17 protein-coding genes are annotated in these 21,470 nt (G+C 69.7%); 4 read left to right on the forward strand and 13 right to left on the reverse strand.

Going from position 1 to position 21,470, the window contains the following annotated elements; genetic code table 11:
* Positions 1-158: 158 nt before the first annotated feature.
* The 9 genes from ACT53U_RS19270 to ACT53U_RS19310 all read right to left on the reverse strand — a co-directional run bounded on the left by ACT53U_RS19270 (position 159) and on the right by ACT53U_RS19310 (position 11,743).
* Positions 159-1,694 (reverse strand): FGGY-family carbohydrate kinase, encoded by a 1,536-nt coding sequence (locus ACT53U_RS19270; RefSeq protein WP_476157540.1) that lies wholly within the window; start codon positions 1,692-1,694, stop codon positions 159-161.
* A complete protein-coding gene (locus ACT53U_RS19275; protein ID WP_476157541.1) occupies positions 1,691-2,695 on the reverse strand; it encodes an ABC transporter permease in 1,005 nt (334 codons plus the stop codon). The genes ACT53U_RS19270 and ACT53U_RS19275 overlap by 4 nt, the downstream gene beginning before the upstream one ends.
* Positions 2,692-3,702 carry an ABC transporter permease gene (locus tag ACT53U_RS19280; RefSeq protein ID WP_476157543.1) on the reverse strand — a complete coding sequence of 337 codons (1,011 nt, stop codon included), beginning with the start codon at positions 3,700-3,702 and terminating at the stop codon, positions 2,692-2,694. The genes ACT53U_RS19275 and ACT53U_RS19280 overlap by 4 nt, the downstream gene beginning before the upstream one ends.
* Positions 3,699-5,213 (reverse strand): sugar ABC transporter ATP-binding protein, encoded by a 1,515-nt coding sequence (locus ACT53U_RS19285; RefSeq protein WP_476157544.1) that lies wholly within the window; start codon positions 5,211-5,213, stop codon positions 3,699-3,701. Before ACT53U_RS19285 ends, ACT53U_RS19280 begins: the two co-directional genes overlap by 4 nt.
* 70 nt (positions 5,214-5,283) lie before the next feature.
* On the reverse strand, positions 5,284-6,330 hold the full coding sequence (locus ACT53U_RS19290) for a sugar ABC transporter substrate-binding protein (protein WP_476157545.1): 1,047 nt from the start codon (positions 6,328-6,330) through the stop codon (positions 5,284-5,286).
* Positions 6,331-6,436: 106 nt separating this feature from the next.
* The gene (gene xylB / locus ACT53U_RS19295; RefSeq protein ID WP_476157546.1) at positions 6,437-7,915 is read right to left on the reverse strand and encodes a xylulokinase; all 1,479 of its coding nucleotides are present in this window, start codon (positions 7,913-7,915) and stop codon (positions 6,437-6,439) included.
* A gap of 126 nt (positions 7,916-8,041) precedes the next feature.
* On the reverse strand, positions 8,042-9,562 hold the full coding sequence (gene glpD / locus ACT53U_RS19300) for a glycerol-3-phosphate dehydrogenase (RefSeq protein ID WP_476157548.1): 1,521 nt from the start codon (positions 9,560-9,562) through the stop codon (positions 8,042-8,044).
* The gene (locus ACT53U_RS19305) at positions 9,555-10,403 is read right to left on the reverse strand and encodes an HAD-IIB family hydrolase (RefSeq protein ID WP_476157549.1); all 849 of its coding nucleotides are present in this window, start codon (positions 10,401-10,403) and stop codon (positions 9,555-9,557) included. Before ACT53U_RS19305 ends, glpD begins: the two co-directional genes overlap by 8 nt.
* The gene (locus ACT53U_RS19310; protein WP_476157551.1) at positions 10,403-11,743 is read right to left on the reverse strand and encodes an iron-containing alcohol dehydrogenase; all 1,341 of its coding nucleotides are present in this window, start codon (positions 11,741-11,743) and stop codon (positions 10,403-10,405) included. Before ACT53U_RS19310 ends, ACT53U_RS19305 begins: the two co-directional genes overlap by 1 nt.
* A gap of 180 nt (positions 11,744-11,923) precedes the next feature.
* On the opposite strand from ACT53U_RS19310, the gene ACT53U_RS19315 reads away from it, so the two are divergent.
* Positions 11,924-12,910, forward strand: a complete 987-nt coding sequence (locus tag ACT53U_RS19315) for a sugar-binding transcriptional regulator (protein WP_476157552.1) — start codon at positions 11,924-11,926, stop codon at positions 12,908-12,910.
* A gap of 22 nt (positions 12,911-12,932) precedes the next feature.
* On the opposite strand, the gene ACT53U_RS19320 is transcribed toward ACT53U_RS19315, so the two are convergent.
* Positions 12,933-13,850 carry a Crp/Fnr family transcriptional regulator gene (locus ACT53U_RS19320; RefSeq protein WP_476157554.1) on the reverse strand — a complete coding sequence of 306 codons (918 nt, stop codon included), beginning with the start codon at positions 13,848-13,850 and terminating at the stop codon, positions 12,933-12,935.
* 270 nt (positions 13,851-14,120) lie between these two features.
* On the opposite strand from ACT53U_RS19320, the gene ACT53U_RS19325 reads away from it, so the two are divergent.
* Complete coding sequence (locus ACT53U_RS19325; RefSeq protein WP_476157556.1) at positions 14,121-15,074, forward strand: D-2-hydroxyacid dehydrogenase family protein; 954 nt, start codon at positions 14,121-14,123, stop codon at positions 15,072-15,074.
* 108 nt (positions 15,075-15,182) lie between these two features.
* Here the strand turns inward: ACT53U_RS19325 and ACT53U_RS19330 are convergent, their stop codons facing one another.
* Positions 15,183-16,553: a 2-hydroxycarboxylate transporter family protein gene (locus tag ACT53U_RS19330; RefSeq protein WP_476157558.1), complete on the reverse strand. Its 1,371-nt coding sequence runs from the start codon at positions 16,551-16,553 to the stop codon at positions 15,183-15,185.
* A 434-nt stretch (positions 16,554-16,987) separates the two neighbouring features.
* Here ACT53U_RS19330 and ACT53U_RS19335 point away from each other — a divergent pair, with 434 nt between their 5' ends.
* Positions 16,988-18,295 (forward strand): sigma-54-dependent transcriptional regulator, encoded by a 1,308-nt coding sequence (locus ACT53U_RS19335; RefSeq protein WP_476157562.1) that lies wholly within the window; start codon positions 16,988-16,990, stop codon positions 18,293-18,295.
* 37 nt (positions 18,296-18,332) lie between these two features.
* On the opposite strand, the gene ACT53U_RS19340 is transcribed toward ACT53U_RS19335, so the two are convergent.
* Both ACT53U_RS19340 and ACT53U_RS19345 read right to left on the reverse strand, forming a co-directional pair.
* Positions 18,333-19,181 (reverse strand): fumarylacetoacetate hydrolase family protein, encoded by an 849-nt coding sequence (locus ACT53U_RS19340; RefSeq protein ID WP_476157559.1) that lies wholly within the window; start codon positions 19,179-19,181, stop codon positions 18,333-18,335.
* 104 nt (positions 19,182-19,285) lie between these two features.
* Positions 19,286-21,064, reverse strand: a complete 1,779-nt coding sequence (locus ACT53U_RS19345; protein ID WP_476157563.1) for an ATP-binding protein — start codon at positions 21,062-21,064, stop codon at positions 19,286-19,288.
* Positions 21,065-21,288: 224 nt separating this feature from the next.
* Here ACT53U_RS19345 and ACT53U_RS19350 point away from each other — a divergent pair.
* A partial coding sequence (locus ACT53U_RS19350; RefSeq protein WP_476157560.1) for a hypothetical protein occupies positions 21,289-21,470 on the forward strand: 182 nt, incomplete at its 3' end.

The following is a 21,470-nucleotide window of genomic DNA, read 5'->3' on the forward strand; positions in this document are numbered from 1 at the left end:
GAACACCAGCTCGACGCCGTAGCGCGCCAGCATCTCCGCAACCAGGTCTCCCATGTGGGCCATCGGTAGTCTCCTTCGTGAACGTGAACTGCGAAAAGGGGGCCGTCGGCGGACCCGGAGTGGGGCCCGCGCGTCGATCGAAGCGAGGTCGTGGCGGGTCAGACCCGCGCGGCGTGGCGCGCGGCCATGCGGTGCATCAACGGCGCCAGCGCCGCATGGGTCTCCCGATAGAACGCGAAGCCTTCGTCGTAGGCGGCGCGGGTGGCGGGGTCCGGATCGATGGTCTCGGCGATCGACACCATCGCCCCGGCGGCCTCGGCGAGACCGCCGTAGGCCCCCGCGCCGACCGCGGCGACGATCGCCGAGCCGAAGGCGGTCGCCTCCGTCACCTTCGGCACCGCGATCGGTATCCCGGTGGTGTCGGCATGCATCTGCAGCAGGAACCGGCTGCGTGCCGCGCCGCCGCACGCCGTCATGTCGGTTACCGGGATGCCGGCACCGACGAGCTCGGCGAGGATGTTGCGCGTGCCGTAGGCGATCGCTTCGACCAGCGCCCTGAGCACGTGGGCCGGGGTGTGGCGCAGCGTGAGGCCCCAGATCGCGCCCTGGAGGTCGTAGTCGGTGTAGGGGTTGCGGTTGCCCTGCCAGAAGTCGAGCGCCACCAGACCGTCGGCGCCGATCTCGATCTCGGCCGCCGCCCGCATCATCTCGCCGTGGGCGTCGCCGTCGCGGCCCGCGGAGGCGAAGTGGTCGTGCCACCATTTGACGATCGACAGCGAGGAGACCTGACCGCCCTCGTAGACGAAGAGCCCCGGCACGACGCAGTCGGGATGCGGACCGAAGAGCCCGGCGATCTCGCGCGGCGTGTCGGTCTGGCAGAGGACGAGATGCGACGAGCCGGTGATCAGGGCGGTCTTGCCGGGACGGCAGACGTCGAGGCCGGCCATCGCCACGTAGGCGTCGGTGCCGCCGCACACCACGCGGGTCGCAGCCGTCAGGCCGGTCTCCGCCTGCGCCTCGTGCCCGAGCGGGCCGACCGGCGCGCCGAGCGGCAGGACGTCGGCGGGAAAGCGCGCCTCGATCCCGGCGAGGCCGATCCGGGCGAAGAAGTCCCTGGGCCAGCCGCCGGCGCGGCCGTCGAAGAACCAGCGGTTGGTCGCCTGGTTGTGGCCGAGGGTCAGACGCCCCGAGAGACGGAGCGTCAGGTAGTCGGCCATCTCGACGAACCAGCGGGTGCGTTCGAACTCGGCCGGCCGGCGTTCGGCGAGCCAGAGGATGCGCGGCAGCATCCATTCCGAGCTGACGCCGGCACGGCAGCGCGCGAGCGCGGCGTCGCCGGTCGCCGTCATCCGCCGGGCTTGCGCCGAGGCACGGTTGTCCATCCACAGGATGGCCGGTCCGATCGGCTGCAGCGCCGCGTCGAGCGCGACGAGCGTGCTGGAGGTGCCGTCGGCGGAGATCGCCGTGACGTCGGCGGCCGAGACGCCCGCGGCGGCGATCGCCCCACGGATCGCGGCGACGGCGGCGATCCACCAGTCTTCCGGCGACTGTTCCGCCCAGCCCGGCCGCGGGTAGTGCGTGGGGTAGGGCGAGGTCGCCTGACCCAACACGCGGCCGGCGAGGTCGGTGACGAGGGCGCGGGCGCCGCCCGTGCCGCAGTCGAGGCCGATCACGCAAGGGGTGGAGCGGGTCATCGCGCGCCCCTCCGTTCGCCGACCCGCGACCGCCGCGCCATCCACACGGCGAGTGCGACGCCGCCGATCAACAGGCAGCCCTTGACGATGTCGCGCAGGTAGTCCGGCCAGCCGAGCAGGGCGCCGCCGCTGACCAGCGCCGCCAGCAACAGTGTCGAGCAGGCGGTGCCGATGACGTTGGGCTGGCCGAGCCGGATCATCATGCCGCCGACCATGACCGCGGTCAGGCCGTCGATGAAGTAGGAGGCGCCGATCATCGGCTGACCCGAGGAGAGATTGGCGACCAGCAGCACGCCGGCGGCGGCGGCGGTGACGCCGGAGACGACGTAGAGCAGGGCGATCAGCCGACGGGTCGGCACGCCCGCCTCGATCACCGCTTCCTCGTTGCGGGCGATCGCATAGATGTAGCGCCCGAAGGTCAGGTGCTCCTGGGCGTACCAGGCGGCGAGGTAGAGGGCGGCGACGCCGATCGCGATCAGCGGCACCGGGCCGAGGTTGGCGGCGAGGAGATCGCCGAGCGGGCCGGCGCTCTCGATACGGATCGGCGAGCCGCGGCCGATGGCGGCGGCGGCCGAGCCGCAGGCGCCGCCGGTGGCGATGGTGACGATCAGCGGCTGGAGGCGGAGGGTTCCGACCAGGAAGCCGTTGAGGAGGCCGACGGCTGCACCGACCGCCAGGGCGCAGGCGGTGGCGATCGGCCAGCCCCAGCCGCCGGCGACGAGCGCCGCGGCGACCATGTCGGCGAGAGCGGCGACCTGCATGAAGCCGACGTCGATCTTGCCCGCCGCCGCCACGCCGGTGAGGCCGAGGATCATGATCCCGGTCAGGCTGGCGGAGCGCAGGATGGTGGCGATGTTCGAGGCGTCGACCATGTGCGGACGCAGGGTCGCGAAGCCGGCGACGGCGATCAACAGGGCGAAGAGCAGCCACCACCGGCCGAGGATCCGCGCGATGTTGGACAAGGGCATGACGGGGGCCTGTGCGAAGGAGACGTTGCTCATGGGCGGACCTCGCCGGTCTCGGAGTTCTTGGGGGCAAGGGCGCGCAGCGTGTCGGCGAAGCCGCGACGGAAGCGTTCGTCGAACACCACCACGCCGGCGAGCAGGATCAGGCTGACCACGCCGTCGCCGTACCAGTAGGGCACGCGCAGCAGCGAGAACCCGTCGAGCAGGACGGTGATGACCAGTGTGCCGAGCAGGCTCGCCGGCACCGAGGCACCGCCGAGCAGGGCCGCGCCGAGATAGACCCCGGCATAGGCCGGCATCAGCAGGGTCAGGCCGTGGTTGGTGCTGGCATTGCCGGATTCGGCGATCAGCAGGACGACCGCCAGCACCGCGCCGGCACCCGACAGCGCGAAGGCGGCGACGATGCAGGCCCGCGTGCGGATGCCGGAGAAGAAGGCGGCGACCGGGTTCTCGCCGGTGGCATGGAAGGCGACGCCGGCGCGCGAGCGGTGCAGCAGCAGCGCCGCGAGCCCGTAGATCGCCAGCAGCATGTAGACCGACAGGCTCAGTTGGAAGATGCGCACGTCGTTGAAGTCGAGGATTCCCGACGTCATGAAGTTCTGGAAGATCGTCTGGCCGCCCGTGTAGAGGAAGGCCATGCCGGCGGCGATCGAGCCGCTGCCGATGGTGACGACGATGTCCGGCAGATCGAAATGGGCGATCGCCCAGCCGTTGGCCGCGCCGATCGCCACCCCGATCGCCAGGCCGACGGCGATCGCCAGCCAGAGCGAGAAGCCGGCGGCGATGAGCCAGCCCATCGTCACCGCCGCGAAGCAGGCGATTCCCGGGAACGACAGGTCGAAGCGGCGCACCACGACGACGAACGTCAGGCCGAGGGCGGCGAGGCCGTTCGCCGCCATGTGGCGGGTGACGGCGGCGAAGTTGCCGCGCGAGGCATAGCGCGGTTCGACGGCGGTGAAGATCGCCACGATCGCCGCGACGAGGAGGAGGACGCCGAGCGCGCGCAGGGCGGTCGGCGGCAGGAGCGAGCGGATGGACTTCATTGCAGCCTCCCCATGATCCCGGCGTTCAGGAGTTCGTTGCGGGTGATGGTGGAACTGGCGGCGGCGACCTGGCGGCCCTTGTAGAGGGCGAAGCTGCGGTCGGAGAGGCCATGGACCTCGTCGCAGTCCGTCGACATGACGACGACGGCAGCGCGCTCGGCCAGTTCGCGGATGAGCGCGTAGAGCCGCGACCGCGCGCCGATGTCGACGCCGATGGTCGGCTCGACGAAGATGTAGACCGCCGCCTCGGTGAAGAGGCCCTTGGCGACGACGATCTTCTGCTGGTTGCCGCCGGAGAAACCGGAGACCGGCAGATCGAGGTCGGGCGGCGTCAGGGCGACGATCTCGGCGAGTTCGCGGGCGCGCCGTCGGTTGGCTCCGCCGGTGAGCAGGCCGAGCCGGCCGGAGGCGCGATCGAGGGCGGCGAGCTTGATGTTGAAGATCGAGTTGCGGGTCAGCGTCAGGCCTTCCGAGCGTCGGTCGCCCGGAACCAGGAAGATGCCGGCGGCGAGCGCCTCGCGCGGATTGCGCGGCGCCACTTCGCGCCCTTCGACGCGGATCGCGCCGGCATGGTCGGGTTCGACGCCGAACATCGACTTCGACAGCTCGTCGAGACCGGAACCGACGAGACCGAAGATGCCGAGGATCTCGCCGTGGCGGACCTCGAAGTCGACCGGCTCGAAGACGCCGTCGAGACGCAGCCCGCTGACCTCGAAGGCCGGGCCGCCGGTCGCGACCTCGCCGCGCTTCGGCGGATAGACGTCCTCGAGCGGTTCGCCGAGCATCAGTTCGGCGATCGACAGGCTGCGCTCGCGCACCTCGGAGGCGTCCATCGTGACGATCCGACGGCCGCCGCGGAAGACGGTGAAGCGGTCGGCGAGTTCCACGACCTCCTCGAGGCGATGGGTGATGTAGACGATCGCGATGCCAGAGGCCTTGAGCGCCGCCATCATGCGGAAGAGCACGCTCTTCTCGACCTCGGTCAGTGTCGAGGTCGGCTCGTCGAGGATCATCACGCGGATGTCGCTGTGCGAGAGCGCCTGGAGGACCGCGACGATCTCGCGCTCGACCGCCGAGAGCGATCCGACCGGTCGCGACAGGTCGATGTCGACGGGAAAGCGAGCGAGCAGGGCGTCGCCGCGCCGTCGCAGCGCGGCATGGTCGATCCGTCGGAAGAGACCGGGCCGCCCGCCCTCGCGACCGAGGAAGATGTTCTGGTAGCCGTCGAGATCGGCGATCAGCTCGGGGTGCTGCTGCACCGTCGCGATGCCGTGGTCGATGGCGTCGCGCGGCGTCTGGAACGACACGGGCACGCCGTCGATCTCGACGTCGCCCGAGGTCTTGGAATAGACGCCCGACAGGATCTTGATGAAGGTCGACTTGCCGGCGCCGTTGACGCCGAGCAGCGCGTGGATCTCGCCGCGTTCCAGCGCGAAGTCCACGTCGGTCAGCGCGTGGACCGAGCCGAAGTGCTTGGTCAGTCCCTGCGTCCTGAGAACGATGTCGGCCATGGGGCCTCCCGACGTTCGATGGAGGAGAAGGAGGGAGGCGCCGATCGCGCCTCCCGACGGCGCGAGGGGCTCAGACGGCCCGGACCCATCCGAGCTTGTCGCCGTGGCCGGGCACGTCGTAGTCGTCCGGAATGCCCTTCGCGAGCATCGGCTTGGTCACCGCGTAGGTCGGCGTGATCACGGTGCGCGGGGTCGGACGCCCGGCCTTGTGCTCGTGCGCGTAGAGGACGCAGAGATAGGCCATCTCGTAGAAGGTCTGGGCCATCGACAGCTTCAGCTGCGATCCGGCCTGGATGTAGTTGAAGGCCTGCGAGCCGCCGTCGATGCCGGTCAGGATCAGGTTCGGCCGGTCGGCGGCGCGGGCAGCCAGCGTGCCCTCCACCGCCGCGCCGTCCCAGGCGCACCACACCGCGTCGAGGTCGGGGTTGGCGGTCAGGATGTTGTCCATCGCCTGGCGCGGCGTGACGTTGCCGGCGAGCGCGAAGGCCCATTCGGCGACGACCTTGACGTCGGGATAGGCTTTGAGCGCCCATTCCATGCCGAGCGTGCGCTGGTCCCAGCTCTCGTTCTGCGGCAGCATCACGCGGGCGATCTTGCCCTTGCCCTTCAGCTGCTTGGCGATGAAGTCGGCGGTGTGGAAGCCCATGCCGAAGTTGTTCGACATGGCGGTCGTCTTGACCGCGACGCCGGGCACCATGCTGTCGGCGGCGAAGACCGGGATGCCGGCGGCGATGGCACGCTGGACGGCGGGCGCGATGGCGACCGCATCGGCCGGGGTGATGAAGAGCGCGTCCGGCTTGGAGGCGACGAGACTGTCGATCTGCTCGGACTGCTTCTTGGCGTCGAAGCCGGCGTCGGTCATCGACAGTGCACCGCCCAGTTCCTTCACCGCCGCCTTGAAGCCTTCCTGGAGATGACGACCGGAGTCGTAGGAGGTCCAGCCGAGCGCCGCGGCGAAGCGGTATTCGGCCGCGGCCGCCGGGCGGATGCCGAGATAGCGCGTCGCGGCGAGCGTCGCGGCGGCGCCGAGCAGCAGGCGGCGGGTCGGTCCGCCGGCGGCGCCGGTCGAGGTCTGCGGGGCGTCGTCGCGGATGGGATCGCTGGTGAGTTCCGTCATGGTGTTTCCTCTCCGATCGTCTTTTTCGGGTCTTCCCCGCCGGCCTCTTTGCGTACCGGCGCGTCACGTCTCGTGGGCCGCGAAGGGCCGGATGCGACCGTGACCGTCACATCCCGGAGGGCAGCGGGCGGGACGCGGCGCGGACCGGACCGACGAGGTCCGACCAGCGCGCGAAGGCCTCGCGATAGGCTTGGGAACGGCCGGGGTCCGGCGCGATCACGTCGACGATGCGCGGCATCGTCAGCGCGGCCCGCGGGTCGGCGCCGGTGGCACAGATGAGGCCGAGGCGGGCGGCGCCGAAGGCGGCCCCCAGTTCGCTCGCCTCCGGCACCGCAATTTCGGTGCCGAGACAGTCGGCGAGCATCGCCAGCCAGACTTTCGAACGCGAACCGCCGCCGATGCCGAGCAGGCGGTCGAAGGTCGCGCCGTTGGCCCGGAAGCCCGCGGCGGCTTCGGCGAGCGCGAAGGCGACGCCCTGCAGCACCGCCTGCGTCATCGCCGCGTCGTCGGTGGTGTGATCGAGCCCGACGAAGGCGCCGCGCACGTCGACGTCGAAGGTCGGCGCCCAGCAGCCGTCGAGATAGGGCACGAAGAGCAGCGGCGTCGGCCCGCGCGGCGCGGTGCCGAGATCGGCGACGAGATCGCCGACCGGGCGCTTGGTCAGGCGCGACAGCCAGGTGAGGCAGGCGGTCGCCGACAGGATCACCGCCATCTGGTGCCAGACGCCGGGAACCGAATGGCACAGGCTCTCGATCGCGTGGTCGAGGCTCGGTCGCGGCGCGTCGGTGGCGACGAAGAGCACGCCGGACGTCCCCAGCGAGATCGTGCCGACACCGGGTTTGATGATGCCGCTGCCGCAGGCGCCGCAGGCGTTGTCGCCGCCGCCGCCGGCGACGACCGGCGCGCGATCCATGCCCCAGCGGGCGGCGAGTTCGGGACGCAGCCGTCCGCTCGCCTCGACGCCTTCGACGAGGCGCGGCATGTGCTCGCGGCCGAGACCGGTGGCGCCGAGCAGCCGGTCCGACCAGTCGCGGCGCGCCACGTCGACCCAATAGGTGCCGGAGGCGTCGGCGAGGTCGGACGCCTTCTCGCCGGTCAGCCTCAGCCGGACGTAGTCCTTCGGCAGCAGCACCGTGCGGATCTTCTCGAAGACCTCCGGCTCGTTGCGGCGGATCCAGGCGAGTTTCGGTGCGGTGACCCCCGGGGTCGGCCGGCGATGGGCGATCGCGGCGAGATCCGGATCGTGGGCCTCCAGATCGCGGCATTCGCGATCGGCGCGGGTGTCGTTCCACAGGATGGCGGGCCGGAGCGGCCGGTCGGCGCCGTCGAGGACGGTGGCGCCGTACATCTGGCCGGACAGGCCGATGCCTTCGACCGCGGCGAGTGCGCCGGCATGGCGCTCGCGCAGGCCGTCGACGGCTTCGCAGACGGCGTCCCACCACAGGTCGGGGTTCTGTTCCGACCAACCGCGCTTCGGCCGGTCGACCGAAAGCGGACGAGAAGACGATTCGCCGACGAGCGACTGCGCCTCGTCGATCAGGAGCGCCTTCACTCCCGAGGTGCCCATGTCGATGCCCAGGTACATTGCTTCCTCCCAGAAGCTGTTCGGCCGTCGCGTGGCGGTTTTCCGCCTTGATCTTCGGATCGGCCGTGCGGTTGTCTTCCCTTCGCGTCGTCTCCTTCGCTTCGCCTGTCGGTCGGTTCGATCGTCTCACGCCGCGCGGCGCGAGCCGCCGAAATAGTCGTCCACCGCGGCGATCGCCGCCGGGTCGAGATGAAGGCCGAGTTTGCTGCGTCGCCACAGCACGTCCTCGGCGGTGGCCGCCCATTCCTCGGCGCGCATGTGGTCGAGCTCGCGTTCGCTGAGGCCGTGGCCGAAATGGCGACCGAGGTCGGCGAAGGTGCCGCCGCCGAAGATCGTCTCGGCCCGCGTGCCGTAGTAGCGTACCAGCCGCGTCGCCTCGCGTCGGCCGAGGCCGGGGCAGGCGTCGGCGAGAGCGGCGACGAGGGCGGGGAAGTCGGCCGGGGCGAAGTCGCCGCCGGGCAGGGCGACGCGTCCGGTCCAGCCCGCCGTCGCGCCGATGCGCTCGCGCAGTCCGTCCTCGAAGCAGGGGGCGATGCGGTCGACCGCCTCTTCCGCCAGGCGGCGGTAGGTGGTGATCTTGCCGCCGAAGATCGACAGCATCGGCGCGCCGCCATCGCGATCGAGCTCCAGCACGTAGTCGCGGGTGGCGGCCTGAGCGGCGGAGGCGCCGTCGTCGTAGAGCGGCCGGACTCCGGAATAGCTCCACGCCACGTCGGCCGGGGTGAGCGGACGCCGGAAATAGGCGCCGACCGCCGCGCAGAGATAGGAGATCTCCTCCTTCGAGGCGCGCACCCGGGCGGGATCGCCGTCGAAGTCGCGGTCGGTGGTGCCGATCAGCGTGAAGTCGTCCTCGTAGGGGATGGTGAAGACGATCCGCCCGTCGGGGTTCTGGAAGATGAAGCAGCGATCGTGCTCGTAGAGCCGGCGCACCACCACGTGCGAGCCCTGGACCATGCGCACGCGCCCCTTCGGCGGCCGGCCGGCGAGGCGGGCGGCGACCGATCCGGCCCACGGACCGGCGGCGTTGATCAGGACGCGGGCGCGGATCTCGCGCGAGACGCCTGTCGTCTGGTCGACGGTCTCCACCGACCACAGACCGTCGCGAACGGCGATCGCGCGCGCCTCGGTACGCGGCGCGATCTCGGCGCCGCCGGCGCGGGCGGCCTGGGCGTTGAGCACGACGAGGCGATTGTCCTCGACCCAGCAGTCCGAATATTCCCAGCCGCGCGTGAACTCGGGGCGCAGGCCCTGCGCCAGCAGGCCCTTGTCGAGATCGACGGTCGTCGTACCCGGCAGGGCGGCGCGGCCGCCGAGATGGTCGTAGAGGAAGAGCCCGGTCCGGAGCATCCAGCGCGGCCGCATGCCGGCGACGTGGGGCAGGACGAAGCGCATCGGCCGGACGATGTGGGGTGCGATCGACCACAGCACCTCGCGCTCGGCGAGCGCTTCGCGCACCAGGCGGAACTCGTAGTGCTCGAGATAGCGCAGGCCGCCGTGCAGCAGCTTGGTGGAGGCCGACGACGTCGCGCCGCCGAGATCGCCCTTGTCGCAGAGGTACACGGAGAGCCCGCGCCCGATGGCGTCGCGGGCGATGCCGCAGCCGTTGATGCCGCCGCCGACGACGGCGAGGTCGAAGATCTCAGCCATGACGCATCCCTCCGGCGAGCGTGGTCCGCGGGGCGGCGCCGTCCGCCGGGCGGGCGGCGAGCAGGCGTTCGGCGACTTCGACGAAGCCGGCGCCGCCGTGGCCCTCGGCGACCCAGGCCGGCAGTTCGACGCTGCCGTCGGCGAAATCGCGGATGTTGGCGACGCCGCAGGACAGCGGGAAGAAGCCGAACATCGGCCCGTCGTTCGGACTGTCGCCGACGAAGACGAAGCGGTCCTTCTCGGCGTCGAGATCGCAGTCGAAGACGTCGGCGGCGAAGCGGCGGGTCATCGACAGCTTGTCGTAGTCGCCGAACCAGCCGTTGACGTGGATCGACGACAGTTTGGCGACCGCACCCGCTTCGGCGAAGATCGCGAGGACCCGGTCGACCTCCGCCTTGGGCAGCGGCGCGACGTCCTCGCAGACGTCGATGGCGAGATCGGCCTCGCGGTAGAGCTGGTCGGAGGCGATACCCGTGCCCGGAACCTCGGCGAGGATGCGCTCGCGCAGGGCGTCGAGACGCCGGCGATTGGTCCGCCGTTCCTCGTCGGTGGCGAAGAAGCGCTGGATCATCTTCCGCTGGCCGCGGTCGTAGCTGAAGTAGAAGGCACCGTTCTCGCCGACCACGCCGGCGACCGGCCAGAAGCGGGCGATCATGTCGCACCAGCCGGCGGGGCGTCCGGTGATCGGCACCACGGCGAGCCCGGCGGCCTCGAGGCGTTCGAGCGCGGCGTAGGCGTCGGCCGGAAGCCGCCCGTCCGACGTCAGCGTGTCGTCGATGTCGGTGAAGACGGCACGGATGCCGTGGAGCGCGGAAAGCGGAAGGTCGGCGAGAGGGCGCATCAGCACTGCTCCGCGATGAAGTCTTCGAGAATGCCCATGCCGGCGGCAAGGTCGAGGAAGGAGAAACGGTCGCGGATCTCCGGCGAATGGCGCAGCGCGTCGTGGTAGAGCGCCCGGTCGATGCCGAGTTCCGCGGCGGTGGTCGCCCCGCCGGCCGCCGCCAGGTGGGCGACGAGCCGATCGGCCGGGATCGTCATGGCGAGCAACTCGTGCCGCAGGTCCGGCCAGTGCCGCTCGAGCTCCGCGTTGAACCGGTCGGAGGCGGCGGCGTCCATCGCCTTGGCGCGGGCGGCGGCGAGAATGGCGTCGACGGCGCTCGCGGGATAGCGGCGGCGGATGCCGTCCTCGTCGACCGGGACCGGGCGTATCTTCGGCGCCGTCGTCTCGGCGAGGATCCGCTCCTGAAGCCGTGCCATGGTGATCGAGGTGACGCCGACCTGCTGGCCGTGCACCGTGCCCGGGTGGCGCTCGCCGGCGAAACTGTCGATCCAGTGCGAGATCTGGTGCTCGCCCATCGAGCCGGGATGGCTCATGCCGGTGAGCGTCAGGCCGAAGCCGCACAGCGCCATCAGCCGATGGAGATAACCGATCGCCGTCGGGTCGCGCCGGCCGACCGCGGCCGAACGGGCGAAGAGTTCGACCTCGTCCTCGAGCTGCAGCGCGAAGGGCGCGACGCGATAGGCGGTGCCGAGCAGGCGGTGGCTGAAGTACCAGTCGACCTGCGCCGTCGAGCGGCAGATGCTGTCGCCGAACCCGGCGGCGACGAGATGGGCGGGGGCGGCGGCGTTGACGCCGAGGTCGAAGAACACGCCGCGCGCGCCGTGCGCCTTCATCGTCGTCTTGGTGCCCGACCGCAGGGTGATCGACGCCGTGGTCGAGGTGTAGCCGTTCATCGACGGCGCCGTGCCGAAGACCGAATAGCGGCGCCCGTCGCCGGCGGTCGTGTACTTGCAGAGATCGTTGATCGTTCCCGATCCGACCGCGACCAGCGCCTCGGCGCCGCGGGTGCGGTCGCGCAGCCGCTCGACGTCGCCCTCGTCGGCATGCGGGTGGTCGAGGACGATCAGATCGGCACGCGCGCCGAGCGCCGCGGCGACGGCGCGTCCCTGCGCCTCGTGGGTCGCCTCGTCGCAGACGACGGCATAGCGCTCGGCCGGCATGACGGAGGCGACCAGTGCCGCCTCGGAGCCGGAAAGATCGTCGGCGATCAGCACGCGATCGAAGGGAACGTGCGCCGGGCGACCGGTGTCGGGATCGATCCAGGTGCCGGCGACGACGTCGTCGACGAGACGACTCCAACGGTCGCCGGCCGCGGATGCGGCGGACGGACGAATGTTCATGCTCGGGGTTCCTCCCGGTACGTCGTTGTTGTTGGCATAATTCAGACGTGCCTGGAACTTGTCAATGGCGTTTTTCAGGTTGTAATGGAAACTGCCATTCAATCGGTTCGCATCAGCGACATACCCACTGGCACGCCGCCGCGACACGGGTTAAGGAGGGAAGGGCGTGGAGGCCCCAGAATGTCGAAGAAGAACGCCACGGACCTGCGAGGTCTCGAAGAGGCGATGACGCCGGCGCAGTTCGCGCTCGATCCGGTCCTGACGGCTGCCTGGCTCTATTACGAGGAGGGGCTGAAGCAGGACGAGATCGCCGCGCGCTTCGGCATTTCGCGCGCCTCGGTGTTCAACCTGCTGCAGCGCGCGCGCGACGAGGGCATGGTCACCGTCTCGGTCGACCTCGCGCGCATGGACCTCGTCCGTCTCGGAACGGAGATTCGCGCCGCCACCGGCATCGACGAATGCTACGTCGTCCCCGACCTGCGCGACGGCCGCCCCGTGGTGGAGCGCGTGGCGCGGCTCGGCGCTCGGCTGCTCGAACAGCGCCTCGCCGCCGACAGCATCCTCGGTGTCGCCTGGGGGCGCACGGTGATGGCGCTGTCGAAGGTGATGGCGCAGCTCAACCTGCCGAGCACGACGATCGCCCAGGTGACCGGCAGCTCGATCGCCACCTACGACTTCTCGCCTGAGCTCTGCACCTCGAACATCGCCCTCAAGCTCGGTGGCCGCTGTGTCAATCTCCACGCCCCCGGCATCGTCTCGACGCCGCGGATGAAGGCGCTGCTGATGGAGGAGCCGATCATCGCCCAGCACTTCCGCCTGTTGCGGTCGTGCTCGATGACGCTCTTCGGCGTCACCGATCTCGGCGGCGAGACGCTGCTGAAGCACAGCGGTTTCATGACGGCGCAGAGCCTGCAGGAATACGGCGCGCTCGGCGCCGTCGGCTTCGTGTCGGGCTATTTCTTCGACGTCGAGGGGCGGGCGGTGCGCACCGAACTCGACGATCGCCATGTCGTCATGCCGGTCGAGGACTTCCTCTCGGTGCCGACCCGCATCTGCGTCGGCGGCGGCCTGTCGAAGCTCGACGCGATTCGCGGCATGTTGCGCGGCGGCTATGCCAACGTGCTGGTAACCGACGAGGAGACCGCTCGGGCGGTTCTCTCCGGCTGACGGGACGGTCTTTCGGCCGGTCTCAGGCGTCGGGCGCGGTCGTCCCGCGATTGGCGACCAGTTCCATCGCCGCCCTGTCGCGCACGACGAGGACGCCGCGGTTCTCCTCGATCAGGCCGGACTTCTTCATGATCGTGAAGTTGCGGCTGACCGTCTCGATGGTGAGGCCGAGGTGGTCGGCGATCTCGCCGCGGGTCAGACGCAGCACGCAGGTGCCGTCGGTCTCCTCGACGGCGCCGAGGAGATAGGTCGCGATCTTCTCCGCCGCCGTCATGCGGCCGAGGAGGAGGGCGAGACCCCGCATCCGCGCGGCGTCGTCGAGCAGCACGCGCAGGACGCGCTCGCGCCGATCGGGGTCGGCCATCAGGACGCTCTGTTCGCGCTCGACGGCGACCACCGACTCCGCGGCGACCGCGTCGTGGTCGAGGACGTCGCGGGCGCAGAGGCCGATCAGGCGTCCGGGGCCGGCGAGATCGAGGATCTGCCGCCGCCCGTCGGGCAGCGAGCGCGACAGGATCACCGAGCCGGCGACGATCTCGAAGGTGCGGCCGACGGCATCGCCCTCGCCGAAGAGCATCTCGCCCTTGGCCAGCCGCCGCCGGTGTCCGTCGTCGCGACGGCGCGGCGCGGCGCGGCCGGTTACGACCGGTGCGCGGGTCTCGGCCGGCGGGGCAGAGGGCATTCCCGGTCGAGCGCGGAGCGTCGACTTGATCTCTTCGATCTCGGCGGCGACCTGCTGCCAGTAGCGGGCGGTCTCGGCGTCGCCGCCGTCGGAGGCGCGTCGGGCGATGCCCAGCGCATAGGAGGTGGCGCCTGCGCCGTCCTGATCGATCAGCCAGCGCGCGTCGGCCCGCCAGGTGGGGCTCTCCGGCGTCTCTTCCCGTTCGAAGGCATAGACCGCGCTGACGAGCAGATCCGTGACCAGGAGGGGGCGGTTCATGATGATCCTCGAGCGAAGCGAGCGGCGTTGCGGTTCATGTCGCGAGACCCGGGCGATCGATGAGGAACGCCGCGAGATGTTCGGTTGTCATGATACTATAGTAGCAATGGCCGGGAATGCCATGCGCGCTTCTACGGCTGTCGCTGCGGTAAGGCGCTTCCGGTCCGCGCGATTGACAGCGCCGCGACGGCCGGTGTGGACTGCCCGTCCGCCCCTCCCACCGGAGCCGCCTCGATCCTCGGGGCCGGGGGCATTCGAGGCCGAAGACCCATGAAGATCGCCCTTCTCGACGACTACCTCGCGGCCGCCCCGCGCGCAGCCGACTGGGCGCGCCTCGGCGCCGCCGCCACGGTGACCGCCTTCGAACACCCCTTCGTCGCGACGGCGGACCTGGTTGCGGCGCTCGCCGATTTCGACGTCGTCGTCGCCATGCGCGAGCGCACGACGCTCGGCGCGGACGTGCTGGCGCAATTGCCGGCCCTGCGCCTCCTCGTCACCACCGGCATGCGCAACGCCTCGATCGACATGGTCGCCGCCCGCCGGCTCGGCATCGACGTTTGCGGCACCGACATGCTGCCGACACCGACCGCCGAACTCGCCTGGGGCCTGATCATCGCGCTCGCCCGCCGCATCGGCGAACAGGACGCCGCCCTGCGCCGCGGCGTCTGGCAGACGGCACTCGGCACGGTGCTCGCCGGCAAGCGGCTCGGCGTGGTCGGTCTCGGCAAGCTCGGGGCGCAGATGGCGCGGATCGGCCAGGCCTTCGGCATGGAGGTCGTCGCCTGGAGCTCGAACCTGACCGACGAGAAGGCGGCGGCGGCCGGCGTCCGGCGGGTCGAGAAACACGAGCTCTTCGCCACCGCCGACGTCGTCAGCGTCCATCTGGTCCTGTCCGATCGTACCCGAGGCATCGTCGATGGCGCCGCGATCGCCGCGATGAAGAAGACCGCTTTCCTCGTCAACACCGCGCGCGCCGGCCTCGTCGACATGGAAGCGCTCGGCGCCGCGCTCGAAGCCGGCGCCATCGCCGGCGCCGGCCTCGACGTCTTCGACGTCGAACCGCTCGCCGCCGACGACCCGATCCTGCGCTGGCCGGGAACGGTGCTGACGCCGCACCTCGGCTACGTCACCGAGGAGAGCTGGCGCGTCGCCTACGGCCAGGCGCTGGAGGCGATCGAGGCCTGGGCGAAGGGCGCGCCGATCCGTCTGCTCAACCCCGCCTGAGCGGGCCGGCCCGAGCGGCGGAAATTGCTCCTCGAAACGCGTTCGGCTGCCCCCGCGAGGGGACAGCCGAGGCGATGGTCGGTCTTGCCGACGGCGGATGATCGCGGGTCAGCCGATCAGCCGCATCATGGTCAGGGCGAAGGTCACCATGCAGGCGCCGCCGAGACGGGTGGCGATCGAGCAGAAGGGCAGGAGCGTCAGCCGGTTGGCGGAGGTCAGGATGGCGACGTCGCCGGTGCCGCCCTGGGCCGCCGAGCACGAGCAGACGACGGCGGCGTCGATCGGGTGCATCTTCAGCCGCTTGGCGACGAGGAAGCCGGTGGTGATCAGCACCATGACGGTCGAGACGATCACCACGATGTTGAGGAAGGTGAAGGCACCGACCAGCTTTTCCCAGGGCGTGATCGACACGCCGACCGAGAACAGCAGCGGATAGGTGACCGAGGTGGCGAAGAACTTCTGCACCACCCTGCCGCCTTCCTGCAGCTTCGGCGAGATCGCGTTGATCGCCTTGAGACCGAAGGCGAGGAACAGCATGGCGAGCGGCGCCGGGAAGTCCCAGGTGCGCTGGGCGAGGACGCCGACCAGATAGAAGGCGACCGCGGTGACGCCGGCGGCGCCGATGGTGGCCGGATCGACGATGCTCTCGGTGGTCTTGGTCGTGGCGCCGAGATCGTCGCCGTCGTCGGTCAGGCGGCCGTTGCCGGTCAGGTGGGGGTTGCGGTTGCCGTACCAGTTGAGCACGCCGCCCATGATGATGCAGGTGAAGGAGCCCATCATCACCATCGGCATGATCTCGGCGAGGATGGTGCCCTGGTCGCCGTGGGTGAGCAGCGCATAGCCGATCGAGATCGGGATCACGCCCTCACCGACGCCCCCGCCCATCATCGGGACGATGATGTAGAAGAACGTGTGATGGGTGCCGAGGCCGAGCAGCGTGCCGAGCACGGTGCCGAAGGCGGCCGCCACGATGACGCCCGACAGCAGCGGCACGAAGATCTTCATCGCACCGCGGATCAGCGCCTGACGATCCATGCCGAGCACCGAGCCGACAATGATGCAGGCGATGTAGAGATAGAGGAAGTTCGACGTCTTGTAGAATTCCTTGGTCGAGGCGATCACCGGATCCGGGATCATGTGCGCATAGACCAGATAGGACGGCAGGAAGGTCGCCAGCACTGCCGAGGCGCCGAGGTTCTTCAGGATAGGCAGACGCTTGCCGATCTCGCCGCAGGTGAAGCCGCCGACCGCCAGGATGGCGATCGAGACGAGAATGTCGGACGACAGCTTGCCGGCGGTCGCGGCGCCGTGGCCCGGCGCGCCGTTGGTGTGGAGCATCACGCCGATGATGGCGATCAGCAGCGCGTAGATCGGCAGCGGTACGATGCCGATGCGGGTGTCGAGGAGCTTCCACCACAGCCCCGGCCAGAGGTTGCGGGTCTCGATCGTGGGTGCGGAATATTCGGCTTGTACGGACATTGTTCCCCCTGCGGTCTTGTTCCGGCGCGCGGTCGGTCCGCGGCGCATGGATGCCACTCGGTGGGCCGCCGCCGTTTCGTCGCGTGATGCGAGCCGGTGGAGGTCCCGAGGTCGGCTTGTCCTCCGCAACCGCCGTGCCAGAGCCGTTGGTGACCGCCATCGCCTTGAAATGATTGGGATCGTCGTCGTACCCACCGTCTCGGCCGGGTGTGAAAGACCGGAATTTCCGGAAAAAACCGCCTATACATGTCCGGAAATCCGGAAACGTGTCGTTCGACTGAGGAAAGTGACTGCTCCCAAGACGAATTTTCGTCTTTCATCCGTATCCGTACGACGGGTGCTTGGATCGTCTCGCCCGATACGATAGGCTCCGCGGCCTCGTTCCCGGCGATCGCTCGGGCGACGTGATCAGCGGGAGATGCGACGTGTCCGAAATGCGGGTGATACTGATCGAGGACGACGCCGACGTGCGCCTGGGCTGCGTCCAGGCCCTGATGCTCGAGGGCATTCCGACCCTCGGCGTCGATTCCGTCGAGAAGGCGCGGCGCTCGCTCGGGCCGGGCTTCTCCGGCGTGATCGTCTGCGACATCCGGCTTCCCGGACAGGACGGTCTCTCCTTCATGCGCGAGATGGCGATCGCCGAGCCCGACCTGCCGGTGATCCTGGTGACCGGCCACGCCGACGTCGCCACCGCCGTCCAGGCGATGCGCGACGGCGCCTACGACTTCATCGAGAAGCCCTTCACCTCGCAGCATCTGGTCGAGGTCGTCCGCCGCGCGCTGGAGAAGACGGCGCTCGCCGCCGAGGTGAAGAACCTCAAGAAGCGGCTGTCGGCGCTCGGCAGTCTGGAAAACCGGATCATCGGCCGCAGCCAGCCGATCCAGCGGCTGCGCCAGACCATCTCCGAGATCGCCCCGACGGCGGCCGACGTGCTGATCCTCGGCGAGACCGGCACCGGCAAGGAACTGATCGCCCGCTGCATCCACGACGCCTCTGGCCGACGCGGCCCCTTCGTCGCGCTGAACTGCGGCGGTCTGCCGGAAACGCTGTTCGAGAGCGAGATCTTCGGCCACGAGGCCGGCGCCTTCTCCGGCGCCATCAAGAAGCGCATCGGCAAGGTCGAGCACGCCACCCACGGCACACTCTTCCTCGACGAGATCGAGTCGATGCCGATCGCCATGCAGATCAAGTTCCTGCGCGTGCTGCAGGAACGCGTGGTCGAACGGCTCGGTTCGAACCAGCAGATCCCGGTCGACTTCCGCGTCATCGCCGCCACCAAGTCGGACCTTTCCGCCGAGAGCGAGGCAGGACGCTTCCGCGGCGACCTCTACTTCCGCCTCGCCGTGGTCGAGCTCGAGTTGCCGCCGCTGCGCGCGCGCCGCGAGGACGTGCCCCTGCTCTTCGAGCATTTCGTCGAGCAGGCGGCGCTGCGGCTCGGGCGCGAGCCGTCGCCGATCAAGGATGCGATCGTCCAGGATCTGATGGCGCGGCCCTGGCCGGGCAACGTGCGCGAGCTGCGCAACGTCGCCGAACGCCACGTCCTCGGCATTCGCGGCAACGACGGCGCCGACGGGCGCGCGCTGCCTCTGTCGCAGGCGGTCGAGGCCTTCGAGAAGTCGCTGATCGCCGAGGAGCTGCGCCGCCAGAACGGCAACGCGTTGCGCGCCGCCAAGCAACTGGCGATCCCCAAGTCGACGCTCTTCGACAAGATCCGCAAGTTCGGTCTCGACGGCGACGCGTGACGGCGCGACGGCGGGGCTTCCGCCGTCGCGCGCCGCCTCAGGCGGCGATCGCCTCCTGGGCGATGGTGTTGCGCAGGCGGCCGATGCCTTCGATCTCGACCTCGATCTCGTCGCCGTCCTTCATGAACAGCGGCGGATTGCGCTTCTTGCCGACGCCGCCGGGCGAACCGGTGATGATGACGTCGCCGGGCTCGAGCGGCGAGAAGGTCGAGATGTAGGCGATCAGATCCGGGATGCGATGGATCATGTTGCCGGTGTTGTCGTCCTGGACCTGACGGCCGTTGAGCCAGGTGCCGATCTTCAGCGCGTGCGGGTCGGGGATCTCGTCGGCGGTGACCAGCCAGGGGCCGAAGGCGCCGGTCTCGCGCCAGTTCTTGCCGGCGGTGAACCAGGTGTGCTGCCAGTCGCGCACCGAGCCGTCCATGTAGCAGCTGTAGCCGGCGACATGGGCATAGGCCTCTTCGGCCGGAATGCGGAAGCCCGCCTTGCCGATGACGACGGCGAGTTCGCCCTCGTAGTCGAACTCGCGGGTCACCGCCGGCTTCAGCACCGGGCAGCCGTGGCCGGTCTGCGAATAGGGGAAGCGGACGAAGAGCGTCGGCGCCGGATTGGTTTCGGCGAACTCGGCGCGCTTCTCGGCGTAGTTCATGCCGACGCAGAAGATCTTCTCCGGCCGTTCGATCGGCGGCAGGAAGACCACCTCCTCGGCGCGGTAGTCGATCTGGGCATGGAGGAAGGCCGCGACGCGGGCGATGCCGTCGCCGGCGAGCATGGCGCGGACGTCCGGATAGGTGGTGCCGAGGCGGCGGCCGAGATCGACGATGCCCTGCGGCACGACGAGGCCCCAGCTCTTGCGATCGGCGACGAGGAAACTGACGATCTTCATGTCCCGCGGACTCCCGGCTTGCGAGCGCGGTTCGCGCTCGATCTGTCGGGTGTCGCTTCGCATCGACCGTGCCAAACGCCGGATGCGGCCGAAACCGGCGCGTTTCAGGGCGCCGGCGCGGCCGACGGCGTCGTGGCGGTCTCGGTTTCCGGAAATGCCGGCGTCGCGGCTTCCGGATTTCCGGTCACCTCGTCGCTCTCCAGCGGCAGCGTCAGGGTGAAGACGGCGCCGCCCTCCGCCCCGTCGGCGGCGGTCAGCGCGCCGCCGTAGATGCGGGCGATGTCGGCGGAGATGGCGAGGCCGAGGCCGAGCCCGCCGCCGCTCTTGTTCTTGGTCGAGAAGAACGGCTCGAAGATCCGGGTCAGGATGTCGGGCGGGAAGCCCGGCCCGTTGTCCGACACCGTCAGGATCGCCTTCCCGTCCGCCTCGTGCCAGGCGATGACGGTGGTGGCGTCCTCGGTCGAGCGGGTGGCGTCGAAGGCGTTGGAGATCAGGTTCACCAGGATCTGCTCGATCCGCACCGCGTTGGCATTGACCAGGACCGGCGTCGGCGAGGGCAGGGTGACGATCTTCATCGGCTCGCGGTCGTGGCGATGGCCGAGGAGGGCGAGGGCGTTCTCGACCGAGCGCCCGAGATCGACGGTCTCGCGCTCCGCCCCCGTGCGGCGGGCGAAGGAGCGCAGGCGGCTGGTCAGGATGCCCATGCGGTCGACCAGCCGGACGATGCGGTCGAGATTGCCGCGCACCGTCGCCTCGTCGCCGAGATCGAGGAAGCGGGCGGCGTTCTGCGACAGGGTGGCGAGCGCGGCCAGCGGCTGGTTCAACTCGTGGGCGATGCCGGCGGAGAGCTGGCCGATCACCGCGAGGTTCTCGGTGCGGATCAGCTCCTGATGCATGGATTCGAGCTGGCGGTTGGCCTGGATGCGTTCCTCGACCTCGGTCTTCAGCGTCTCGTTGGTCTTCTTCAGCTCGGACGACCGCTTCTCGACCATGTCCTCGAGGATCTCGAAGGAGCGTTCGAGTTCGGCGCGCGCCGCGTCGCGTTCGATCAGGTGACCGCGGAACACTTCGACTGCCGCGGCCATGCGGCCGATCTCGTTGCGCCCGTGCATCCCCTCGAGCGACACCGCGCGGTCGCCCTCGGCGAGCCGCAGCATGGTGGCGGTGATACGGTCGATCGGCCGCGACACCGAGCGGATGACGAGAACGACGAAGACGCCGAGGAGGAGGAGGGCGCAGGCGAAGATCGACAGGCTGACCCGGATGGCACGGTCGAAGGTCGCCACGGCCTCGGCGGAAGCCTTCTCGGCGTTGGCGCCGATGTGGGCGATGACGCCGTTGACCGCGTCGTTGACGGAATCGAAGACGAAGCGCGAGCGATCGTTGACCAGCCGCGACGCCTCAGCCGCCGACAGGGTCGGCAGCCCGACGGCGATCGCCTGTTCCTCGGCGAGATAGTCGACCCAGCGCTCGCGCACCGTGGCGAAACGCGCCCGCTCGTCGTCGTTGCGCAGGATGCCGTCGTAGGCGGCGAGCGACCGGTCGATCTCGCCGCGGCGATTCTCCGCCGCCGCCAGGATGGCCGTCCGCTCGGCGGTGTCGGGCGTGAACACGGCGCGCACGAAGCGCAGCCGATGGCTCTCCATCTTGTACTTGGTCTCGGCGAGGAGACGGACCGACGGCAGCCAGCGCGAATTGAGTTCGGCGGCGGCACGATCGACCCGCGTCAGCGCGAAGAAGAAGAAGGCGCCCATGGTCATCAGCAGCAGCACGCTGACGGTCATCGTCAGAATGAGGCGAGCCCGAATAGAAATCGCCGAAAACATCATGATGAGGCCTTCTCGTCGCGTCGATATGACATGACAGCAAATACTACCATGCATGGGAGAAGGCAAGAAACCGCCATATCCGGAAGTCCGGACGAGGTTTTTGCGCGGTTTCCGGAAATCCGGACATTCATCTTGCGCGCTACTACTTAGCGTAGACGTCCTGCCCCTGAGAAACACGCGGTCTTTCCGGTTCGGCGTTGTTTGGCACGCCGGTTGCTGCCCACGGGGGGCGCCGGCGGTGTCGGCGCGCGACGGGTACCAACGGAAAGCCGCCGGTGATGGGCGAGGATTGCGAAGAGTTGCTCTTCGACACGATCGATCTCGGGATCTTCCCCCGGGCGCGCGACGAGATCGCGGCGCTGCTGGGGACCTGCGGCCTTTCTCTGGAGGAAGGTGTCGAGACCTTCGTGACCTGTCGGCATCGCGGTCGGCTGGTGGCCTGTGCCGGGATCGACGCCAA

It is taken from the genome of Pinisolibacter sp. DMC19, assembly GCF_056313985.1.

What these genes read in the sequence shown, in the direction of transcription:
- ACT53U_RS19270 (WP_476157540.1), bottom strand. Translation starts at nt 1,694, where the DNA reads ATGACCCGCTCCACCCCTTGCGTGATCGGCCTCGACTGCGGCACGGGC.
- ACT53U_RS19275 (WP_476157541.1), bottom strand. Translation starts at nt 2,695, where the DNA reads ATGAGCAACGTCTCCTTCGCACAGGCCCCCGTCATGCCCTTGTCCAAC.
- ACT53U_RS19280 (WP_476157543.1), bottom strand. Translation starts at nt 3,702, where the DNA reads ATGAAGTCCATCCGCTCGCTCCTGCCGCCGACCGCCCTGCGCGCGCTC.
- ACT53U_RS19285 (WP_476157544.1), bottom strand. Translation starts at nt 5,213, where the DNA reads ATGGCCGACATCGTTCTCAGGACGCAGGGACTGACCAAGCACTTCGGC.
- ACT53U_RS19290 (WP_476157545.1), bottom strand. Translation starts at nt 6,330, where the DNA reads ATGACGGAACTCACCAGCGATCCCATCCGCGACGACGCCCCGCAGACC.
- xylB (WP_476157546.1), bottom strand. Translation starts at nt 7,915, where the DNA reads ATGTACCTGGGCATCGACATGGGCACCTCGGGAGTGAAGGCGCTCCTG.
- glpD (WP_476157548.1), bottom strand. Translation starts at nt 9,562, where the DNA reads ATGGCTGAGATCTTCGACCTCGCCGTCGTCGGCGGCGGCATCAACGGC.
- ACT53U_RS19305 (WP_476157549.1), bottom strand. Translation starts at nt 10,403, where the DNA reads ATGCGCCCTCTCGCCGACCTTCCGCTTTCCGCGCTCCACGGCATCCGT.
- ACT53U_RS19310 (WP_476157551.1), bottom strand. Translation starts at nt 11,743, where the DNA reads ATGAACATTCGTCCGTCCGCCGCATCCGCGGCCGGCGACCGTTGGAGT.
- ACT53U_RS19315 (WP_476157552.1), top strand. Translation starts at nt 11,924, where the DNA reads ATGTCGAAGAAGAACGCCACGGACCTGCGAGGTCTCGAAGAGGCGATG.
- ACT53U_RS19320 (WP_476157554.1), bottom strand. Translation starts at nt 13,850, where the DNA reads ATGAACCGCCCCCTCCTGGTCACGGATCTGCTCGTCAGCGCGGTCTAT.
- ACT53U_RS19325 (WP_476157556.1), top strand. Translation starts at nt 14,121, where the DNA reads ATGAAGATCGCCCTTCTCGACGACTACCTCGCGGCCGCCCCGCGCGCA.
- ACT53U_RS19330 (WP_476157558.1), bottom strand. Translation starts at nt 16,553, where the DNA reads ATGTCCGTACAAGCCGAATATTCCGCACCCACGATCGAGACCCGCAAC.
- ACT53U_RS19335 (WP_476157562.1), top strand. Translation starts at nt 16,988, where the DNA reads ATGCGGGTGATACTGATCGAGGACGACGCCGACGTGCGCCTGGGCTGC.
- ACT53U_RS19340 (WP_476157559.1), bottom strand. Translation starts at nt 19,181, where the DNA reads ATGAAGATCGTCAGTTTCCTCGTCGCCGATCGCAAGAGCTGGGGCCTC.
- ACT53U_RS19345 (WP_476157563.1), bottom strand. Translation starts at nt 21,064, where the DNA reads ATGCATGGTAGTATTTGCTGTCATGTCATATCGACGCGACGAGAAGGC.